Raw genomic sequence first — 19,747 nt, 5'->3', positions numbered from 1 at the left:
TAGTTGGGGGTTTCCCCCTGCGAGAGTAGGACGCCGCCAAGCTGTTATTTTTAACATATTCTTCATCGCGGGGTGGAGCAGTTCGGTAGCTCGTCGGGCTCATAACCCGAAGGTCGCAGGTTCAAATCCTGCCCCCGCAACCAAAATTACTTATTAAATGAGGAGTGCCCGAAGGGTACAACCGAAATATTTTATACATAAAATTTAAAAATGGTCCGGTAGTTCAGTTGGTTAGAATGCCTGCCTGTCACGCAGGAGGTCGCGGGTTCGAGTCCCGTCCGGACCGCCATTTGTACACAAACGAAATCATGATGTTTTCGTTTTTTTTTATGCTTTTTTTTAGCTTGGTTCTGCCAAGCTTTCTTTATTGGTGATAATTCGATAAACTATTGTTAGTGTTTTTTATTGCCGCTTTAAGCACTAAAGGAGCATGTTATCTTATGGACGAATTTGAGCTGATACACAGAATCACGCCGCGCTCTCTTTTTCACCGGGAAATCGAAATCGGTATTGGAGACGATGCCGCTGTTTACGAGTCAAAAAAGGGATACCAGGAAATCGTATGTGTCGATACGATGGTAGACGGTGTTCATTTTCTTTCGTCACATTCAACGCCTGCTGATATCGGATATAAAGCGTTGGCTGTCAATATTAGCGATATTGCAGCAATGGGGGGGATCCCAAAGTTTTACCTCGTGTCCATCGCTGTTCCTTCAGGTTGGCGCGAAACCGATATTGAGGCGATGTATGAAGAAATGAACAAACTGGCGAAACTATACCAAATGGATGTAATCGGCGGTGATACCGTATCGACTCATGGACAAATGGTCATTACGGTTACGGTGATCGGTGAGGTCGAAAAAGGAAAAGCCTGTTTGCGAAGCCATGCCAGACCGGGAGATATCGTCTTTGTGACAGGAGAACTTGGTTCATCAGCAGCAGGGCTGTCATTTTTATTGGGAGAACAATCTGCAGAGGATGACCGTCTCGTTGAGCATTTTATAGAGCGGCACAAGAGACCTGTGCCACGGGTCAAAGCCGGTTTGATCTGTTCCCGTTATCAAAGCGTTGCGCTTAACGATATCAGTGACGGACTTGCGAGCGAATTGAATGAAATTGCTGAAGCAAGCCGTGTTTCCATAGACATCTATCAAGATTTGATACCAAGATCTTCGGATTTACATAAGCTGCGTTCAGAATGGGAAGAGTGGGTCTTGTTCGGCGGCGAGGATTTTGAACTTGTCGGTACGATTTCAAGCGATCAATGGGAGCGATTTGACCAGGAATGCACGAGCTGTGGAGTGCCCGTTTACAAAATCGGGCGCGTCAGCCGATCCGGGGAAGCAAACGTGTTCTATTATCGAGGGCAAGACCGCATTCTCCTTGAGAAAAAAGGCTATAATCATTTTAGACAAGACAGGTGACATAAAGTTGAAAACATTGGAATGGAAAACGACGGAACCCGAAGAGACAAAGAGCATCGCCCGGCTTACGGCGCGCTTTGTTCAGCCAGGGGATGTCATTACATTGGAGGGCGATCTCGGAGCCGGAAAAACGACTTTTACAAAAGGCTTTGCTGAAGGACTCGGGATTCAGCGGGTTGTCAACAGTCCGACCTTCACGATCATAAAAGAATACCGGGAAGGTGCTTTTCCGCTGTTTCATATGGACGTTTACAGAATGGAAGACGAAACAGAAGACCTCGGTTTGGATGAATATTTTGAAGGGGAAGGGGTCTGCCTTGTCGAATGGGGCCATTTGATCGAAGAGCAGCTTCCCGAAGAACGCCTTGAGGTTGTCATCAAAAGGCTCGGCGGAGATGAGCGGAAGCTCACATTGACGCCAAAAGGCAATCGGTATGAAAAACTTTGCAGGGAGATAAGCGAACATGACGACACTAGCGATTGATACATCTAATCTGACGCTTGGCGTTGCATTAGTCCGGAACGGAAAGGTAATTGCCGAGCACATATCACACCTGAAAAAAAATCATTCCGTCCGGGCGATGCCTGCGATTGATGAATTGCTTCAGGAATGCGGCCTGGAGCCTTCTGATCTGAGCAAAATCGCAGTTGCGAAAGGGCCTGGATCTTATACCGGAGTGCGTATCGGCGTCACGATAGCCAAAACGCTGGCCTGGTCGTTGAACATTCCCGTGGCATCTGTTTCGAGCCTGGAAGTGTTAGCCGCCAACGGCCATTTTTTCTCCGGCGTCATCTGTCCGTTGTTTGATGCAAGGCGGGGACAGGTTTATACAGGATTGTACCGCTATGACGACAATAACAGGCTGGAGGCCTTGGAAGACGATCAAAATATTCTGCTTGAAGATTGGCTGAAAAAGCTGAAAGACATTGAGCAGCAAGTGCTGTTTTTAGGAAATGATACAGACATTCATCAAGAGGTGATCGAAAAGATACTCGGTACGCAAGCGGTGATCGGAGGCGCTTCCCTTCACCTTCCCCGGCCTTCCGAATTGGCCTTGATCGGGGAGCGGAAAGAGCCCGAGCCGAAGCACGGCCTTGTGCCAAACTATATCCGTTTGGCAGAAGCGGAAGCCAAATGGCTGGAAAAACAAAAATAGCGGGTGGAGCCATGAATACTCAAATGGTCATACGTGACATGAAATCAAATGATGTCGATCAAGTGTATGAAATCGAAAAACGCTCTTTTTCGTCCCCTTGGAAAAAAGAATCGTTCTATCATGAGCTCCATCACAATATGTATGCTCATTATCTCGTCCTTGAAGTAGAAGAGCAAATCATCGGATACTGCGGGATCTGGATTGTGCTGGATGATGCGCAGATTACGAACATTGCCGTTTTGCCTGAATATCGGGGGCGCCGTTACGGAGAAGAGCTTTTAAAAGCCGCCATGAAACTGTGCCTGATGAAAAAAGCAGCGCAGCTTTCTTTAGAGGTGAGGGTGTCGAACCATATCGCCCAAAGCTTATATCGAAAACTCGGTTTTCAGCCGGGGGGAATTCGCAAAAATTATTATACTGATAACGGAGAAGATGCTTTATTAATGTGGGTGAGACTGAATGAATCATAAAAAAGATTTGTATGTATTGGGAATTGAGACAAGCTGTGATGAAACCGCCGCCGCCATCGTAAAAAACGGTACAGACATTATAACAAACGTTGTAGCATCGCAAATTGAAAGCCACAAACGTTTTGGAGGGGTCGTTCCGGAAATTGCGTCAAGACATCATGTAGAGCAGATGACGATCGTGCTTGAGGAAGCTTTTTCACAGTCAGGCATGTCTTTTGACGATATTGATGCAATCGCGGTAACCGAAGGCCCGGGGCTTGTCGGCGCATTGCTGATCGGCGTAAACGCAGCGAAAGCACTGAGCTTTGCCCGCAAGATTCCGCTTGTCGGCGTTCACCATATTGCAGGCCATATTTATGCCAACCGGCTTGTCCAGGAGCTTCGCTTTCCGGCGCTTGCTTTGGTCGTCTCAGGCGGGCACACAGAACTTGTGTATATGAAGGAACACGGTTCATTTGAAGTGATCGGCGAAACGCTTGATGATGCGGCTGGAGAAGCGTACGATAAAGTAGCCAGAACGATGGGGCTTCCTTATCCGGGAGGGCCTCATATTGATAGGCTCGCCCAAAAAGGCGAAGCAAACGTACCATTGCCGCGGGCCTGGCTTGAAGAGGGCTCATATAACTTCAGCTTCAGCGGCCTTAAATCAGCGGTGATCAACACGCTTCACAACGCCTCGCAAAAAGGGGAAACGATATCACCGGAGGACTTGTCCGCAAGTTTCCAGGAAAGCGTCATCGACGTGCTTGTAACGAAAACGAAGAGGGCTGCCGAGGCTTACGGGGTCAAACAGGTTATGCTTGCCGGAGGAGTTGCGGCAAACAAGGGGCTTAGAACGGCCCTTGAAGAGACGTTTTCCGCATATCCGGACATCGAGCTGCTTATTCCGCCGCTTTCGCTTTGCACTGATAATGCGGCTATGATTGCAGCGGCAGGAACCGTCGCTTTCGAAAAAGGAATCAGGGGAAAATATGATATGAATGGCCAGCCCGGCTTGGAGCTGACATCTTACTAAAAAAACCTCACACACCGTGAGGTTTTTTAGTTATTAACAGCTTGTCAACACATATCCACAGGCATGTTAATAATATTAAAAAACCTGTTATATAGAGCTTTTTTACTTGTTAATAATGTGAATAAATATTATATTTTTTGTGGATATTGTGGGTAAATCGCTTTCTTTATTGTAAACAAAGGGTTTGTTTTGTGGATAAAAAAGCCGCTTCATCGATTGAAGCGGCTTTGATCTTTATTCTTCTGTAGAAAGTGTTTCCCATTCGGATAATAAGTGCTCAAGTTCATTATTCAGACGCTCGTTTTCAGAGTTGATCTCTTGAACCTTTTCGTGGTCTTGAAAGATGCCGGGTTCGCAAAGCAGCTCCTCATTTTGTTCAATTGTTTCTTCGATGGCCGTGATGCGCGTTTCGATTTCGTCTATGCGGCGCTGCCGCTGCCGCTCTTTTCTCTTCCATTCCTTTTCTTCTTCATAGCTCCGCTTTGTTTTGGCCTTATCTGTATCGGGTTTGCTTTGCTCGTCCGTATTTTGCTTTTCCAGTGCTTTAAGTTCAAGCTGCTGGGCCTTTTTTTCCGTATAATAATCGTAGTCCCCTAAATATTCTTCCACTTTCTCGGGTGAAAGCTCGAATACTTTTGTTGCAATGCGGTTGATAAAATAGCGGTCATGGGACACGAATAAAATCGTTCCCGGATAATCGATCAAAGCATTTTCCAATATTTCTTTGCTGTCCAAGTCGAGATGGTTTGTCGGCTCGTCAAGAATGAGAAAATTGGCTTTTTGAAGCATCAGCTTCGCAAGCGCGAGCCGGGCTTTTTCGCCGCCGCTCAGGGAGTGAACAGGCTTTAAGACATCGTCTCCGGAAAACAGGAAATTCCCGAGGCATGTTCTGATATCTTTCTCATTCATTCCGGGGTAGTCGTCCCAAAGCTCGTCAAGCACGCGTTTGGACGAATGCAGTTCAGCCTGCTCCTGGTCGTAATAGCCGATCGAGACGTGTGAACCGGTTGATATCGTGCCTGTAAGGGGTTTGAGCTTTTGAATCAGCGTTTTTAAAAGGGTCGATTTGCCGATTCCGTTAGGGCCGACAAGCGCTACGCTTTCACCGCGCGAAATTTGAAAATAGAGCGAGCGGAGGAGCGGAGGCTGATCTTTATAGCTGACCGTCAAATCCTGAACGCGCAGGACGTCGTTTCCGCTTTGCCGGGCAATGTCAAAACGGAAGGAGGCCGATTTTTCGTCGCCGAGCGGTTTATCCATGACGTCCATCCGTTCAAGCTGTTTGCGCCTGCTTTGCGCGCGCTTTGTCGTTGATGCCCTTGCCAGGTTGCGGTCGACGAAATCCTGGAGCTTGGCGATTTCATCCTGCTGCTTTTCATACAGCTTCATTTCTTTTTCAAGCTGTTCAGCTTTTAATTTCAGATAATCGCTGTAGTTTCCGCTGTATTTTTTGCTCCTGGAGCGGGATATTTCGTACACCTGGGTGACAACCTTATCAAGAAAGTACCTGTCATGGGAGACGATGAGTATCGCTCCGCTGTAGTTTTGCAAATATTGCTCAAGCCAGGTAAGCGTGTCGATGTCAAGGTGGTTCGTCGGTTCATCGAGAATGAGCAGGTCAGGTCTGGTCAAAAGCATTTTTCCGAGAGCGAGCCTCGTTTTTTGTCCTCCGCTCAAATCCTGAACGCGCGCGGAGTCGTCGTATCCGGCAAATCCGAGACCATGGATCACAGATCTGACGTCGGCTTCATATTGGTAGCCGCCCTTATCTTTAAATTCCTGCTGCAGTCTGTCGTACGTTTTCATTAACGATTCAAGCTTGTCCGGCGCAGCATGCGCCATTTGCTCTTCGACTGAGCGCATCTCTTTTTCCATCGCTTTCAGATGATCGAATACAGTCAGCAATTCTTCTTTTATTGAAAGCTTTGAATCGAGTCCCGAATGCTGATCAAGGTAGCCGATTGTTAAATCCTTCGGCTTGATGATGTCCCCTTTTTCATAAGACAGCCTGCCGGCGATAATTTTCAAAAATGTCGATTTTCCGGCTCCGTTGCGCCCGACGATTGCAATCCGGTCCCGAGATCTGACTTCCAGCTTTATATTCGTTAAAATGGAATCGGCTCCAAACGATTTTGAGAGCTGATTGACTTGTAAAATCATCATGATTTATTTCACCTCTTGTTTGCTATTTTTAGTGTAGCCTATCAGATAGCAGTCAGCAAACAATTAAGTGAAGTCTGGAAGATTTTAACCAAAAGGAAAAGACAGATTGAAAAAAATAGTGTATGATCTTTATTAAGGAGAGTTTTTTTATTATGAACCAATTTACGCATTTTAACGAACAAGGCAGAGCCAAGATGGTTGATATAAGCGAAAAGGAAGCTTCAGTGCGAACTGCTGTAGCTCTCTCAAGCGTGTCTATGAAAAGGGACGTGCATGAAAAAATCAAAAACCAGGAGATGGGGAAAGGCGATGTGCTGGCTGTGGCTCAGGTGGCCGGAATCATGGCGGCAAAACAAACGTCCGACATCATCCCGATGTGCCATCCGATCGCTCTGAAGGGAGTCGACATCGCCTTTCGATGGGAAGAAAAAGACCAGAACAGCATCCTGCATATTCAGTCAACAGTCAAGACAAAAGGGAGCACAGGTGTGGAAATGGAAGCGTTAACGTCAGTTTCCGCATGTGCGCTGACCGTCTATGACATGTGCAAGGCTGCGGATAAGGGAATGGTGATAGGACCGACCTATCTCGCTGAAAAAACAGGCGGGAAAAGCGGTGACTATAAAAGGGAAAAAGCTGATGTAAACATGGAGGATCGTTTATGAACTTGGATCATTCAAAAATTCCGCAAGCGACAGCAAAGCGGCTGCCGTTATACTATCGTTTTTTAAAAAACCTTCATGCATCCGGAAAGCAGCGTGTTTCATCCGCTGAATTGAGCGATGCCGTAAAAGTCGATTCTGCCACGATTCGCAGGGACTTTTCATATTTCGGTGCACTCGGCAAAAAAGGCTACGGCTATAATGTGAATTACTTGCTGTCCTTTTTCAGAAAGACGCTCGACCAGGATGAAATGACAAACGTAACGCTCATCGGCGTAGGAAATTTAGGGACAGCCTTTCTCCATTACAACTTCATTAAAAACAACAATACGAAAATCTCAATGGCTTTCGATATCAATGAAAGCAAAATCGGAAAAGAAGTCGGAGGCGTTCCCGTATACGATTTAAATGACCTTGAAAAGCATTTGACAAACGATATTCCCGTCGCGATTTTGACGGTCCCGGCCCAGGCCGCCCAACCCATTACGGACAGGCTTGTTGCGCTCGGTATTAAAGGCATTCTCAATTTTACGCCGGCCCGTTTGAATGTGCCGGAACACATTCGAATTCATCATATAGATTTAGCGGTTGAACTTCAGTCATTGGTATATTTTCTGAAGCATTATTCAATGACAGAAGAAAAATGACGGAAAGGGGGAGGCTTTTACATGCCGACAATCGGTCCTGGAAGCTTTATTTTAATCGTTATCTTGGCGATTCTGATTTTCGGTCCGCAAAAACTTCCTGAACTGGGAAAGGCAGCAGGCAGGACACTAAGGGAGTTTAAAAACGCAACAAGAGGTCTGGCAGACGACGAAAGCGAAAAAAAGAAAGAAGATCAGTAGGATGGGATGACATTGATGAAGGGAAGAGAAATGTCGCTTCTGGAACATATTATTGAACTGCGAAGACGGCTCGTGTTCATTGCCTTCTTTTTTGCCGTTTTTGTCATGGCGGGCTTCTTCTTGGCTAAGCCGATCATTCTTTATTTGCAGCAGACCGATGAAGCGAAACTGCTGACGCTGAACGCGTTTAAACTGACCGATCCACTCTTGGTATACATGCAGTTCGCTGTCATTATCGGCGCTGTGATGACAGCGCCGCTTGTCTTATACCAGCTGTGGGCTTTTATCAGCCCGGGGCTGTATGAAAAAGAACGCAAAGTGACGCTAAGCTATATTCCTGTATCGATCATACTTTTTTTAGGCGGCATTGCTTTTTCTTATTTTATTTTATTTCCGTTTGTAGTTGAATTTATGACGAATCTTTCCGATGACCTCAAGGTGAATCAAGTCATCGGAATTTATGAGTATTTTCAGTTTTTAATACAGCTGACGATTCCTTTCGGCTTATTGTTTCAGATGCCTGTGATCATTATGTTCATTACAAGGCTCGGATTGGTGACGCCCATGCTGTTGGCTAAGATCAGGAAGTATGCATACTTCTTTTTGTTCGTCATCGCGGCGTTCATCACGCCTCCTGATATGTTGTCCGATTTTATGGTGGCAGCGCCTCTTTTGATCCTGTATGAAATCAGCATCGTCATTTCGAGAATTTCCTACAGGAAAGCGCAGAAAGCCGTCATCCAGGAAGCCAATCAGTCATTTTTAAAATAAAGAGCCATCTCTTTTTGAGAGAATGGCTCTTTTTCCTTTATTTTTTCCGCTTTGAAAGGGCGAACATTTTGAAGGAAATGCTGATGTTATAGGCGGCGAACAACATCAGAAGAATGGTGTAGAACGACCACATATTCCCCGGAGAGGTCGCTGCCAGATACGTAAACAGCACGCCCGTCAAAAAATACATCACGCCCCAAAACACCGGGCTTCTCATCATAAAAATCCTCCGATAATCAGCAGCACTTTTTCAACCCGTTCCAAATAGTCCTGAATCTGGCCCTGAAATGTCTGTATGATCACGACAAACGTATTCATGGCGACATGGGCAAAGATCGGCACGATAATCCGGTTTGTCCTGACGTACAAAAAAGCGAATGTGAAGCCCATTGCCGCATAGATTAAAAAGTGTGAGAAATCGATGTGGACAACCGAGAAAAGGACGGAGCTGAAGAGAGCAGCGATAAAGAAATTCGTTTTTTCATATATAGCTCCGAAAATGATCTTTCTGAAAATGATTTCTTCCAGAATGGGGCCGAACACAGAAGAGACGATGACCATGAGCGGCAATGCCTGAATCAATTTCATGATCATTTGCGTATTTTCCGACTCGGGATTGGCCCCGAATAGCTTCATTTCAATCATGGCAGCGATTGACTGAGCAAAAAGCGCGAGAAAAACGCCGCCGACCGCCCAGGCTACAGATGCCCCAATCGATGCTTTCGGCCTGTTTCGAAGCGTTGTTTTCGGCACTGTCCTTAAAATCAGCAGCACGATGACGAGACAGAGCAAAAAGGCGATGACTGACCATACGCTTGTCAGCGTCAGCTTTGCTTGAACGGGAGTCTGTCCTTTTCCTACGCCGAGCAGGTAGAGCAGAGGCACGCCGACGATGGACGACAATTGCATGAGGACGTATGTCAAAATAATAAACCAGTATTGTTTTCTCAAGCCGTATGTACTCCTTTTCTAGAATCTAAAGCAGACTACATTTATTGTAACACACTCTTATTAAATTATCGGATGGGAAGGAGAAAACGGAAACTTGAAAGCGCAAAAATTTTTAGACTTATCACTTGAAATTGCCAGGGAGATTCTTTATTATAAGAATTGTGTTAGCACTCAATGAGTGCGAGTGCTAAAATTACATATGAAAATATTGAGGAGGTTGTTTCATTGTTAAAGCCATTAGGTGATCGCGTTGTCATTGAGCTCGTTGAGTCTGAAGAAAAAACTGCTAGCGGAATCGTACTTCCTGACTCCGCAAAAGAAAAACCCCAAGAGGGTAAAGTGGTTGCTGCCGGTTCAGGCCGTGTATTAGAGAGCGGAGAACGCGTGGCATTAGAAGTAAAAACAGGCGACCGCATCATCTTCTCAAAATATGCCGGTACTGAAGTGAAATACGAAGGTACTGACTACTTAATCCTGCGTGAAAGCGACATTTTAGCTGTTATCGGCTAAGTCTTAAATAAAATCTTTATATAATCCTGAGGAGGTTCGAATCACATGGCAAAAGATATTAAGTTTAGCGAAGAAGCACGCCGTTCCATGCTGCGCGGTGTAGATGCATTGGCGGATGCTGTAAAGGTAACGTTGGGACCTAAAGGACGCAACGTCGTTCTTGAGAAAAAATTCGGTTCTCCGCTTATCACAAACGACGGTGTAACCATCGCGAAAGAAATCGAGCTTGAAGATGCGTTCGAAAACATGGGTGCAAAGCTTGTTGCTGAAGTGGCCAGCAAAACGAACGATGTTGCCGGTGACGGTACGACAACGGCGACTGTTCTTGCTCAAGCGATGATCCGCGAAGGCCTTAAAAACGTAACAGCCGGAGCTAATCCTGTGGGCGTCCGTAAAGGAATCGAGCAGGCTGTTACAGTAGCAGTAGAAAACCTGAAAGAAATCTCTAAACCGATCGAAGGCAAAGAGTCTATCGCACAAGTTGCTTCTATCTCTGCTGCTGACGAAGAAGTCGGAAGCCTGATCGCCGAAGCGATGGAACGCGTTGGCAACGACGGTGTCATCACAATCGAAGAATCCAAAGGATTCACAACTGAACTTGAAGTTGTTGAAGGTATGCAGTTCGACCGCGGATATGCGTCTCCTTACATGGTGACTGACTCCGATAAGATGGAAGCGGTTCTTGAGAACCCGTACATCCTGGTCACTGACAAAAAAATCACAAACATTCAAGAAATCCTTCCGGTTCTTGAGCAAGTCGTTCAGCAAGGCAAACCATTGCTTCTCATCGCTGAAGACGTTGAAGGCGAAGCTCTTGCAACGCTTGTTGTCAACAAGCTCCGCGGAACATTCAATGCAGTGGCTGTTAAAGCTCCTGGATTCGGCGACCGCCGCAAAGCGATGCTTGAAGACATCTCTATCCTGACAGGTGCTGAAGTAATCACAGAAGATTTAGGTCTTGACCTTAAATCAACTCAAATCGGCCAATTGGGACGCGCTTCTAAAGTCGTCGTTACGAAAGAAAACACGACGATCGTTGAAGGCGCCGGAGATGCTGAACAAATCGCGGCACGCGTCAACCAAATCCGCGCTCAAGTTGAAGAAACAACTTCTGAATTCGATAAAGAAAAATTACAAGAGCGCCTTGCGAAACTTGCAGGCGGCGTAGCTGTCATCAAAGTCGGCGCTGCGACTGAGACAGAACTGAAAGAACGCAAACTTCGCATCGAAGACGCCCTCAACTCTACCCGCGCTGCGGTAGAAGAAGGAATCGTATCAGGCGGAGGTACAGCTCTTGTCAACGTATACAATAAAGTAGCTGAAATCAACGCAGAAGGCGACGAATTGACTGGTGTGAACATCGTTCTTCGCGCTCTTGAAGAGCCAATCCGTCAAATCGCGCACAATGCCGGCCTTGAAGGATCTGTCATCGTTGAACGCCTGAAAGGCGAAAAAGTCGGAATCGGCTACAACGCTGCAACAGGAGAATGGGTCAACATGATCGAAAAAGGTATCGTAGACCCTACAAAAGTTACACGCTCAGCTCTGCAAAACGCTGCATCAGTAGCGGCTATGTTCCTGACAACTGAAGCAGTTGTTGCCGACAAGCCTGAAGAAAACAAAGGCGGCGGCATGCCTGACATGGGCGGCATGGGCGGCATGGGCGGAATGATGTAATTAAACGGCAAAAACCCTTGGTATACCAAGGGTTTGACCGTTGATTTCATCAGAAACGCTCAAAAAAATAACATTTTGATAACATTTCTTTATGAAATCCATATTGAGGATGCTTCCGAAAGTCTGCTGGACTTTTTGTGAAGCATCCTCTTTCATTTTTTCAGTGACGTGTGTGTAAATTTTCATTGTGGTTCTAATGTCATCATATCCCATCCTTTTCATGATTGTTGGTAGGTCTACGCCGTCCTCAGTCAGCATACTAATATGTGTGTGTCTTAAGATATGGGGCGTTGCATGCTTCATAATAGACGTTTTTTCAAGCAGCCTTTCCATACGCACAATCATATTCTTTGGAAGGAAGGGTATCCGTTTTCTCTTGCGAAAGCAAAATTTTCGTCATGATATTCTTCTGGTTTAATGCGTGATCGGAGCCTTCTCTTTTTCTGTCTCATTTGATAATCCTTTGCTTGTCCTTCCTGATAATCTGACCAAAAATTTTGGCATTATTTTTTCATCTCCTTCATGCCTGAAGAGGTGGCACAATTCGTGTGCAAAGTCATCCCACTGCTCACAGCGGATTTTCCGACTATCTAATGAAATCGTATACACATCATTGTATTTAAAGAGGAAAAAGACGGAGAAGGCTTGAAATAAACTCTGATTCCTAACAGCTCGGCGATGAGTTCGAAATTAATTTGCTCGGGTGTTGTGATGTTGATTCTTTTATACAAGTTTTCAATCCAATCTTCTAAATGACTGTTCGTATACACCAAGATGAATTCCCCCTTAAATGTCAATGATTAATAGGAATATATGTTCTGTTTTTTATATAAAAGAAAATCCCTGCAAATAGGGATTTTCTTATGTATCAATTACTTCACAGGAACAGTGAATGATACGTCTTTATTTTTCATAAAGTCTTCAGTTGTAACATCACCGAATTTTAGTTTAACCTCTTTCACGCTGTTAACATCGATTTCTTTACCTTCAGGTACAGTAAATTCAAGTACGCCATCTTGTTTTACGCCGCCTTCGACGTCTCCACCTACTTGACCGTCGGTTAAGAACATATTAGCGTCTAACTGCATGTCACCCACTACTGCTTTACCTTGGTCAGGATAGAAGTGTAACTGTTTTTTTGTAGTGTTTTCAATGTTGATTCCTACATTAACTTTATCTTTCATAATTTTAACATCGCCTAGGTTGATCTTCATTCCTAAAGCTTCTGTTTTTTGTTTGCTTGCATCAACTTTTTTAGACCCGTCATCTTTCTTTTCTTCTGTCTTCTTGTCTTTGGAATTGTCTGCCCCTGTTGATACGTCATCTGTTGATCCGCAGGCAGCTAAGGCCAGAGCAAGACCAAGAGATAAAAATAAGACTAAAAATTTCTTCAAAATAAAGCCCCCCAGTTCATATGTATGTACATCTTTTATCATAGGGCAAAATACATGACATTTCAACAGAATTTTACCAATTCTGACAAAAGTCTAACTGATGTTTGTGTGCTTTTAATGTATGAATCTCGAATTCTGCATCGGCTACCTTGCGATTAACAAAGATGACGTCTTCTTTAAGGGGGCTGATCTCTTCAAGAAGAAGGTTATCTGAATTGATGTTTTTGCTTTGATGTCTTCTTTGGTTGCAATTTCAAGATAGGCGGTTATTAATCGCCTGAATCTCTTTCAAAATTAATTCAAATTCTCTGCTTTCAAACCCCGGCGCCGTGGGTGAGCGATTCAAGCCACTTTCGTCATTCAGGAAAAAGTAGGTAGCCTACTTGGCAATAAAACGGTTTCTAAAACAACACCAGATAAAAAGCCGGCATCCTCAACTAAAAAGAAAACAACAAAAAAGTATACGCTGCCGTCCGGCATCTATAAAGTGAAAAGCCCACTGATGAAAGGAACAGCCGTCCGGCAGATTCAGGAGGCTTTAGCTGCACTTTATTTCTACCCGGACAAGGGTGCCAAAAATAACGGTATTGATGGTTATTACGGACCGAAGACGGCGAACGCGGTCAAACGGTTCCAGATGATGCACGGGCTGTCTACGGATGGCATTTACGGACCGAAGACAAAAGCAAAACTTGAATCCTTACTGAAGTAATAAAAAAAGGCCTCTAAAAGGGGCCTGCTTTGTAGCCTTTTTATATATTCCAGCTTGTCAATTGTTATTCATCACTGTCTATTTCCCAAACTTTTTGGCCGTCCGCTAAATAAATTGCACATGGGGGATCATCATAAAGAGATATTTCAACTAGGGAGCTTTTCTCTTGCCTTAACCAATCATAGACACTGCCTTCGTTTTTAGTAGGGTGGGATATAATATTATTCACTCTAAAGGCAACTGCATAATATTCAGTGTAATTGATATCATCATCATCTAATCCATTATCTGTTTCGAAAAGCGTGTCTGGCTTACCGATAATCTTTAATCCATTTTCCCATTCTAATCTCAGTTCTTTACCCCCATATTCATCTAATGTTTTTATTAAAGAGTTATATTCCATGAGTATTCATCCTTTTCTTATGGTTCTAATGGTTTTGCAGGAACTATATGAGCACCGTCTTTTGAATAATGTATTGTACCTCTGGTAGTCTCTATATATTTCCCGGTTTTCATGTCATATGCCTTTCCTATTTTTTGACCGAAGTCTACAACTTCCCTTCCGTTTTTCAAGATTTCTCCTTTACCAGCATATTTATCAAGCAATTCTTGCGCCTTTTTATTATCTCCGTAAAATATGCTTTTCTTTTTCCCATTGGCAACTTCTTGTTTGTAGTTTGGTGTTCCAGGTATATGTTTTTCCTGAGCTCCTGGTTTTACTTTTGCAGGGAAACCATTTACTTCACGGTACGGTCCCTTTGGTACAGATTGTTTTCCATAAGAAGGTGTTTTTGCACCTTTTTCAATCCCCGAAACTTTTTTAGCTGCCTTCTCCCCTTTAATCATTTTAAAAACATATTTTCCGACTTTGGCTAATTTGCCGGCGGGTATCACACTGACACCGTTAATGACTCGATCCCCAGTGGAAATATCTTTTCCTGTATCGGGGTCGATACCAAAAATGGCTCTATAAGCATCTTTGACAATGAAAAGTTCTCCAATTACACCTGTCGAGCTCACCATCTCTCTGGTGCTGTCTCTTATGGTATCCATGAGGTTTTTCTCTCTGTTTTTTTCAATCCAGCGGACAACCTCATACTTAACTTCTCCGCCGGATATGTATTCTCGTACAACTTGGCCGTTAGAATAAAGAGTGTATTTTCCGCCTGTGAAGTTCTTACCTGTTCCGATTTCATCGGTGACGTCCACAGTGCCAATCTTCTTATATCCTTTAACATTATACAATTTACCATTGATGACGCGAATACCTGTGTCTATTTTTTTTGAATGGTCTGCTTTAGCGACCGTATCAACTTCAGTCTCTTCTTGCCCAGCCAGTTTTTTCAGCATGATTTCCATTGGTGAAGGTTCAACGTTATCTATATCGCCATTCATTCCGGTAACCTGCTTATTAAACATCAGTTCTTCATCTGACTTTAAAATCGAGCCTTTTTGATAGCCGGTAATCTCAACCTTCGGCCCGGTATACATTTTCTCGAGTCTTTTAATGTATTGTTGCATTGTCTCCAGATCGTTTTCGGCTGTTTTCAGTGCATTAGTCTGTTCGCGGTCAAACGTATGCAGCTTTTCGATGGTCTGATTGATGTCTTTCAAAGCTTTTCTATTCTGTTCATGAAAATCGTTGTCATTCAAATCCGGCAAATCAACAATATGGCTGACTTTCGCAATCGCGGCGTTGGCTTTGGAAACTAAATGTTTCGTTGTTTGATCAGCTGCGTTCAAACCTTGTTCCAGATCGTGTTCGAGAAAGGCTTGCGAAATAAATCCGTTGTGATTCGGTTCAAGGGAGTTCAGTGCATTTTTTATTTTTTTCAGCGTTGACTGATATTCTTCAACAAAAGTTTCATAGAACCGCAAAAAAGGGGTATGACATTCCTCGTAAAAGGCTCGGATCGCGTCGCCGCCTTTTCCTTTTAAAGCATCGTCAAGAGATGTGATGCCGTCAACACTTTTTTTGAGGTTGGCAATTTCGTCTGATTGTTGTTTTAATTGTTCCAGCGTTTGATCAATTGCATGGTGCAACGCATGGACATCAAGAGTCTTCATGGCATTCTCCTCTAATACATTTGATTACAATCAGTATAGAGTTTACCACTATACGGAAACAAATTGGGGAATAAATCCTGTTCATCCATGAAAATGAATCTTTCGATATAGATAAATTTAACCATTTAGCGCTCTGCCTTTGTTGAGGGGGTCTATTTTTTTTCCACGCTGACGACATCCTCAAAATTAATAAGGTTGTCTTCCTTCGAATAACCACAATGCATCCGAATAACCTAAATAGATTTATTTGAGCATTAGAGTTGTCTTTTATACGGTTTTAATCACTTAACAAATTAAGAAGTTGAAGGTTTAGTGTACAAAAGAAATTGTGAGGGAAAAGGTCTCTTGAAGAAGCCTTTGTCTGTCATACGTTTGTCACCTTATAGTGAAGGGGATAAATTATTTTTTTAACAAAAAAGCTGATAACTGAATACTTTTTGAAACAACTGTCGAAAATGATGCAGAATCATTTATTCGCGACTATCATAGGATTTAAAAGGCTTTATAAGGGGTAAACATAAAGCAAACAAACATTCTGCTTGTAAACTGTGAGATGCTGTAGTATATTAAGACAAGATAAACAAATATTTACCACTTGCAGTTGTGTTTTAATTCGGGTATAATTGTTAGTTTATCTGATTGGAGGTGCTTGGAATGTCTATAAGGGAATGGTTTAAATTAGAGTCGAATTACGAAGAAACCAAAGTCAATGTTTCTGTCGACAGGATGTTGACATTGTGCCGTGATGCTTTAAATAAATACTTTTCTATACGTAAATCTAAAGACATTACTGAGTTGGTAAAGATAGCATACGAAGAAAATAATCATGAGTCTTTGGATGAAACATTCTTAAAATGGATATTAGAAAAAGGGTTGCCTCGTCTTCAGAAAATTAACTTCAACAAACTACCTGACAATGAACAGTTTATTGCAATGGTTGAATACGATGAATATGTACTGAGTTGTGAGATGGATTTTTCAGATCCAGAAGAAGTTAGAAGTTGTATAATATCGTTTGTAAACAGTTTGCCAGAATATATAGCTTCCTCAAGGGAAGTTTCAGCATCTTACGAAGAAGATTATTATCCACAAGAAAATAAAAAATATGATTACAGGGTAATTGCAAGCTATACGATAGAAGAGAAAGCATTAAAGACATCAATTTCGGGATCTGCTATTAATGCAGATCCTTTTTTTATAGGAGGAACTTTATATGAGTGCGCTTGATTACTATAAATTTATTAGAACATCAGTTCAACTAAGTAATGTGAAACTATTATCTATTAATTGTAAAAACTATGATAAGGGTGTTAAAGATGAACAACTTTCGCTTGTTCTGAATAGAGCAGTTAATGTTGTTTCTGATACTAAGGCATTGATTCAACTACATACAAAAGTTCATTTTGAAGAAGGGGGGCCTTTTTCAATTGAAGTAGTATTTCAAGGTGAAACTAAACTTCTAGACACAAATATTAATAAAGAGGATTTTGAAAGATATAACTATGATCAAGTTGTTCCATTGCTCCTTCCCTACGCTAGAGAGTGTGTCGCAAACCTGTTAGCGAGAATGAATTTGCCTATCTATACTATTCCAACAATGGATATATTAGAAAGTATTAAACATAATTCAGAGGGAATGGAATAAAGGTTATGCGTGTTGATTTCGTTAGAACTGATAGAGTGGATCAAGTTATTGTCCCGACAGTTATAGAAATAGCAGAACATTTTTCTGTTAAAAGAAGTTACGTAATAACATTTTGCAAAGTGATTAGAAATTCATGGCGATGGACTATAAAAGATATGCCAAAACAATTAAATATAGTTCGGACAACCTTCTCTAAATTTAGAGATGGCGGCTTAGAGTTGTGTCAAATTTTAACGAACGCTTTTAGTACGTGTAGTGATAAGGATGATATAGATAAGTTGAGAGGATCTCTTGCAGAGGGATTACTTTTAGGTGCATTTGGAAAAGAGATTTTACGTTCTGAAACTTTTGGATGGGGAGCGCAAGTCTTTGTTATAGATGACTCTAAGAAACAAGGAATTAGATATAATTGCCCATTTGCTGGTAGTAGACCTAATTGCTCTCACAGGACTTCAGTTGACCTTGGTTTTTGGGACGGTAAGTACGGAGAATTCTTTGAGTGCAAAGTAAGGCCAGATAAGGTTAGATGTAAAGAAATGAGCTATATGAAATATCTTAATACAGAACTGTCCCAACGAGATATAGATCATAGCGTGTATTTTGTTTCTACTGATACTTTGGAAGCTATGGAAATGTCGATGGAGGAACAGTATCCAGAAGAGGACTTTTATAAATTAATTAGTCTGCAAGAAATCAGTGCTTAAAGCCCACCGTAAGGTGAGCTTTTTATTTTGCCTCTACTTTAACAATATCCTCAAATTTAATGAAATTGGTGTCTCCTTTTGAATCCACGACATGAAACACCTTGCGGATCTGATTTATGTAATGGATTTTTCCTTCTATATAAATGATCTCCCCGGTTTCGGCCCCGTTTAAAAACGGCAGCTGCTTAAATACAGCGAACTGCACCGGCATATTAAACTCCATCGCCTCACATATTACCCTTTCCATGTCTTCAATTTGGGTCATGTCAAGCACCGGTTTTTTCACCCTGTTATGGTTGCTTTCTAACTCTCGAAGCAAACTGACGTGTTCCGGCAACATCATCGCTGTCCATTTAATTGTGCCTCGATCTTTAAGGTTGTCGTCTCTCATGGTGTTCATCTCCTTCTGAGATGATTATATAAGAACATTTGTTCTATTTTCAATCGTGAATTAATGGAAACAGTGTTTTATCTATTTTGGTCACAAAATCGGTCACGTTTTCGAAATTTGAAGGTGTATGTCTCTGAAATCGATTTCCAGTAAAAGACAACACATTCCAAGGAAAATCAGTTTGTGTATGGGAATGTATGTTCGTGAAAGCGGTTGTTCTATGGGCGGCATGATGTAAGCCCACCCGCGGGAACCCCTTGAGAGATCAAGGGGTTTTTCTTTTTAAAATAAAATTGGCAACCCTCTCTTTTTAGGAGAGGGTTTTTTCTGCATTCCGGGGTTTTCCAGCCCGATGTTTTCGTTTGCAAAAATTGGCTTGGATAGAATTTGAAAAATAATTCACTCTACAATTAGAGACAGTATTTGTAAAAAAGGAGGGAAGCCGACATGACTGTCATCAATCAGGTCAAACAGGCGGTGGCCAGTCTGAAAAGTGCTCAGGCAAGTTTGGAAACCTTTTCATTGAACACCGATAACAAGGAAGCCAAAAAGCTTTATCAGCAAGCTGCTCAACAAACCCAGTCCATCGTTCAATCGCTTGAGCCTCGCGTTCAGCAAATCGAACAAGAAGAACCGCAATATAAACAACAGTAAGCATGAGAAGGTTGGTTTCGCCAACCTTTTCTCTGAAAGGAAGGTGATGCTGGTGAGGGGGTTCAATATTACTTTCTTATCTGCGTTTTTTTACTTTTTAGCAGTGCCGTCACCATTGGCTGTCAAGATCAAAATGCCGCCGAGGGCCAATCGGGCGCTGTGCGCAATGTAAGTACGAAAGATGGGAAGACCGATCAATCGGTTGCTAATCGGGCAAAAAAGCGGTTATTAAAAAAAGAAGAGGTTACAGAGGTCAGAGGAGCCAACAGCAAGAAGGATCTGGTTTTGGCCGTGCAGGTCGAACATATGGACCGCTTCCGGCTGAAGGATATTGAAAAAAAATCGAAAGAGATGCTAAAAAAAGAATTTCCGGGCTACAGCATCGAAATCTCGACCGACCAAAAAATTTTTTGGGAATTGGACAAATTAGAAAAGCAGCTTCAGCACAAAAACGTGAGCAGCAAGAAACTGAACAAAAAGCTGAACAAAATCAAACAATTAATGAAGGAAAAGCCTTAGAGAGAGGGTGGGGTCA

General features: G+C 42.9%; 24 protein-coding genes, 2 tRNA genes and 2 pseudogenes. 19 read left to right on the top strand and 9 right to left on the bottom strand.

Annotated elements, in window-relative coordinates; all coding sequences use genetic code 11:
- The first annotated feature begins 66 nt into the window (after positions 1–66).
- The 7 genes from AB447_RS12685 to tsaD all read left to right on the top strand — a co-directional run bounded on the left by AB447_RS12685 (position 67) and on the right by tsaD (position 4,066).
- Positions 67–143, top strand: a tRNA-Met gene (locus AB447_RS12685).
- Positions 144–212: 69 nt separating this feature from the next.
- Positions 213–289 (top strand) — tRNA-Asp (locus AB447_RS12680).
- A gap of 151 nt (positions 290–440) precedes the next feature.
- Positions 441–1,424 carry a thiamine-phosphate kinase gene (gene thiL / locus AB447_RS12675; RefSeq protein ID WP_048356191.1) on the top strand — a complete coding sequence of 328 codons (984 nt, stop codon included), beginning with the start codon at positions 441–443 and terminating at the stop codon, positions 1,422–1,424.
- Positions 1,425–1,431: 7 nt separating this feature from the next.
- Complete coding sequence (gene tsaE / locus AB447_RS12670; RefSeq protein ID WP_048356190.1) at positions 1,432–1,908, top strand: tRNA (adenosine(37)-N6)-threonylcarbamoyltransferase complex ATPase subunit type 1 TsaE; 477 nt, start codon at positions 1,432–1,434, stop codon at positions 1,906–1,908.
- A complete protein-coding gene (tsaB, locus tag AB447_RS12665) occupies positions 1,889–2,581 on the top strand; it encodes a tRNA (adenosine(37)-N6)-threonylcarbamoyltransferase complex dimerization subunit type 1 TsaB (protein WP_048356189.1) in 693 nt (230 codons plus the stop codon). The genes tsaE and tsaB overlap by 20 nt, the downstream gene beginning before the upstream one ends.
- 11 nt (positions 2,582–2,592) lie before the next feature.
- A complete protein-coding gene (gene rimI, locus AB447_RS12660) occupies positions 2,593–3,051 on the top strand; it encodes a ribosomal protein S18-alanine N-acetyltransferase (protein WP_046132145.1) in 459 nt (152 codons plus the stop codon).
- Positions 3,041–4,066 carry a tRNA (adenosine(37)-N6)-threonylcarbamoyltransferase complex transferase subunit TsaD gene (gene tsaD, locus AB447_RS12655; protein ID WP_048356188.1) on the top strand — a complete coding sequence of 342 codons (1,026 nt, stop codon included), beginning with the start codon at positions 3,041–3,043 and terminating at the stop codon, positions 4,064–4,066. The genes rimI and tsaD overlap by 11 nt, the downstream gene beginning before the upstream one ends.
- A gap of 234 nt (positions 4,067–4,300) precedes the next feature.
- On the opposite strand, the gene AB447_RS12650 is transcribed toward tsaD, so the two are convergent.
- Positions 4,301–6,229, bottom strand: coding sequence for an ABC-F family ATP-binding cassette domain-containing protein (locus tag AB447_RS12650; protein ID WP_048356187.1), 1,929 nt, complete (start codon positions 6,227–6,229; stop codon positions 4,301–4,303).
- 152 nt (positions 6,230–6,381) lie between these two features.
- Here AB447_RS12650 and moaC point away from each other — a divergent pair, with 152 nt between their 5' ends.
- The 4 genes from moaC to tatC are packed head-to-tail and all read left to right on the top strand — an operon-like array spanning position 6,382 to position 8,507.
- Positions 6,382–6,894 (top strand): cyclic pyranopterin monophosphate synthase MoaC, encoded by a 513-nt coding sequence (moaC, locus tag AB447_RS12645; RefSeq protein WP_048356186.1) that lies wholly within the window; start codon positions 6,382–6,384, stop codon positions 6,892–6,894.
- Positions 6,891–7,538, top strand: a complete 648-nt coding sequence (locus tag AB447_RS12640; protein ID WP_046132028.1) for a redox-sensing transcriptional repressor Rex — start codon at positions 6,891–6,893, stop codon at positions 7,536–7,538. Before moaC ends, AB447_RS12640 begins: the two co-directional genes overlap by 4 nt.
- Positions 7,539–7,559: 21 nt before the next feature.
- Positions 7,560–7,736, top strand: coding sequence for a twin-arginine translocase TatA/TatE family subunit (locus tag AB447_RS12635; protein WP_048356185.1), 177 nt, complete (start codon positions 7,560–7,562; stop codon positions 7,734–7,736).
- Positions 7,737–7,742: 6 nt separating this feature from the next.
- Positions 7,743–8,507, top strand: a complete 765-nt coding sequence (gene tatC / locus AB447_RS12630) for a twin-arginine translocase subunit TatC (protein WP_096891997.1) — start codon at positions 7,743–7,745, stop codon at positions 8,505–8,507.
- 37 nt (positions 8,508–8,544) lie between these two features.
- Here the strand turns inward: tatC and AB447_RS12625 are convergent, their stop codons facing one another.
- Together AB447_RS12625 and AB447_RS12620 are read right to left on the bottom strand one after the other, a co-directional pair.
- A complete protein-coding gene (locus AB447_RS12625) occupies positions 8,545–8,724 on the bottom strand; it encodes a YdiK family protein (RefSeq protein WP_046132142.1) in 180 nt (59 codons plus the stop codon).
- Positions 8,724–9,458, bottom strand: coding sequence for a CPBP family intramembrane glutamic endopeptidase (locus AB447_RS12620; protein ID WP_048356184.1), 735 nt, complete (start codon positions 9,456–9,458; stop codon positions 8,724–8,726). Before AB447_RS12620 ends, AB447_RS12625 begins: the two co-directional genes overlap by 1 nt.
- A 225-nt stretch (positions 9,459–9,683) precedes the next feature.
- On the opposite strand from AB447_RS12620, the gene groES reads away from it, so the two are divergent.
- Positions 9,684–9,968 (top strand): co-chaperone GroES, encoded by a 285-nt coding sequence (gene groES, locus AB447_RS12615; protein ID WP_003179248.1) that lies wholly within the window; start codon positions 9,684–9,686, stop codon positions 9,966–9,968.
- 45 nt (positions 9,969–10,013) lie between these two features.
- Complete coding sequence (gene groL / locus AB447_RS12610; RefSeq protein WP_048356183.1) at positions 10,014–11,645, top strand: chaperonin GroEL; 1,632 nt, start codon at positions 10,014–10,016, stop codon at positions 11,643–11,645.
- On the opposite strand, the gene AB447_RS12605 is transcribed toward groL, so the two are convergent.
- The 3 genes and pseudogenes from AB447_RS12605 to AB447_RS12595 form a co-directional block, all read right to left on the bottom strand.
- Positions 11,646–11,978, bottom strand: coding sequence for a tyrosine-type recombinase/integrase (locus AB447_RS12605; protein WP_232517631.1), 333 nt, complete (start codon positions 11,976–11,978; stop codon positions 11,646–11,648).
- Between the two features lie 8 nt (positions 11,979–11,986).
- Positions 11,987–12,418: pseudogene (locus AB447_RS26860) on the bottom strand (ImmA/IrrE family metallo-endopeptidase).
- Positions 12,419–12,517: 99 nt separating this feature from the next.
- Positions 12,518–13,039, bottom strand: coding sequence for a hypothetical protein (locus AB447_RS12595; protein ID WP_057957595.1), 522 nt, complete (start codon positions 13,037–13,039; stop codon positions 12,518–12,520).
- Between the two features lie 427 nt (positions 13,040–13,466).
- On the opposite strand from AB447_RS12595, the pseudogene AB447_RS12590 reads away from it, so the two are divergent.
- A pseudogene (locus AB447_RS12590) lies at positions 13,467–13,751 on the top strand (peptidoglycan-binding domain-containing protein); the annotation flags it as partial.
- Positions 13,752–13,815: 64 nt separating this feature from the next.
- Here the strand turns inward: AB447_RS12590 and AB447_RS12585 are convergent.
- Positions 13,816–14,154: a hypothetical protein gene (locus AB447_RS12585; RefSeq protein WP_048355055.1), complete on the bottom strand. Its 339-nt coding sequence runs from the start codon at positions 14,152–14,154 to the stop codon at positions 13,816–13,818.
- 17 nt (positions 14,155–14,171) lie between these two features.
- Positions 14,172–15,818 carry a T7SS effector LXG polymorphic toxin gene (locus AB447_RS12580; protein WP_057957594.1) on the bottom strand — a complete coding sequence of 549 codons (1,647 nt, stop codon included), beginning with the start codon at positions 15,816–15,818 and terminating at the stop codon, positions 14,172–14,174.
- 654 nt (positions 15,819–16,472) lie between these two features.
- Here AB447_RS12580 and AB447_RS26855 point away from each other — a divergent pair.
- From AB447_RS26855 to AB447_RS12565, 3 genes are read left to right on the top strand one after another with little or no spacing between them, the layout of a single operon-like run.
- Positions 16,473–17,045, top strand: coding sequence for a hypothetical protein (locus tag AB447_RS26855; protein WP_232517632.1), 573 nt, complete (start codon positions 16,473–16,475; stop codon positions 17,043–17,045).
- A complete protein-coding gene (locus AB447_RS12570; RefSeq protein ID WP_048356395.1) occupies positions 17,032–17,463 on the top strand; it encodes a protein-export chaperone SecB in 432 nt (143 codons plus the stop codon). The genes AB447_RS26855 and AB447_RS12570 overlap by 14 nt, the downstream gene beginning before the upstream one ends.
- 5 nt (positions 17,464–17,468) lie before the next feature.
- The gene (locus tag AB447_RS12565; RefSeq protein WP_048356394.1) at positions 17,469–18,167 is read left to right on the top strand and encodes a hypothetical protein; all 699 of its coding nucleotides are present in this window, start codon (positions 17,469–17,471) and stop codon (positions 18,165–18,167) included.
- Positions 18,168–18,189: 22 nt separating this feature from the next.
- Here the strand turns inward: AB447_RS12565 and AB447_RS12560 are convergent, their stop codons facing one another.
- Complete coding sequence (locus AB447_RS12560; RefSeq protein WP_232517633.1) at positions 18,190–18,558, bottom strand: YolD-like family protein; 369 nt, start codon at positions 18,556–18,558, stop codon at positions 18,190–18,192.
- Between the two features lie 447 nt (positions 18,559–19,005).
- Between AB447_RS12560 and AB447_RS12555 the strand changes: the two genes are divergently transcribed.
- Positions 19,006–19,212, top strand: a complete 207-nt coding sequence (locus AB447_RS12555) for a DUF1657 domain-containing protein (protein ID WP_046132023.1) — start codon at positions 19,006–19,008, stop codon at positions 19,210–19,212.
- Positions 19,213–19,371: 159 nt separating this feature from the next.
- Positions 19,372–19,731, top strand: coding sequence for a YhcN/YlaJ family sporulation lipoprotein (locus AB447_RS12550; protein WP_057957593.1), 360 nt, complete (start codon positions 19,372–19,374; stop codon positions 19,729–19,731).
- Positions 19,732–19,747 lie beyond the last annotated feature (16 nt).

It is taken from the genome of Bacillus glycinifermentans (genome assembly GCF_001042475.2).
In the GTDB taxonomy this organism is placed as follows: Bacteria; Bacillota; Bacilli; order Bacillales; family Bacillaceae; genus Bacillus; species Bacillus glycinifermentans.
This window is presented reverse-complemented; position numbering and strand designations above follow the sequence as displayed.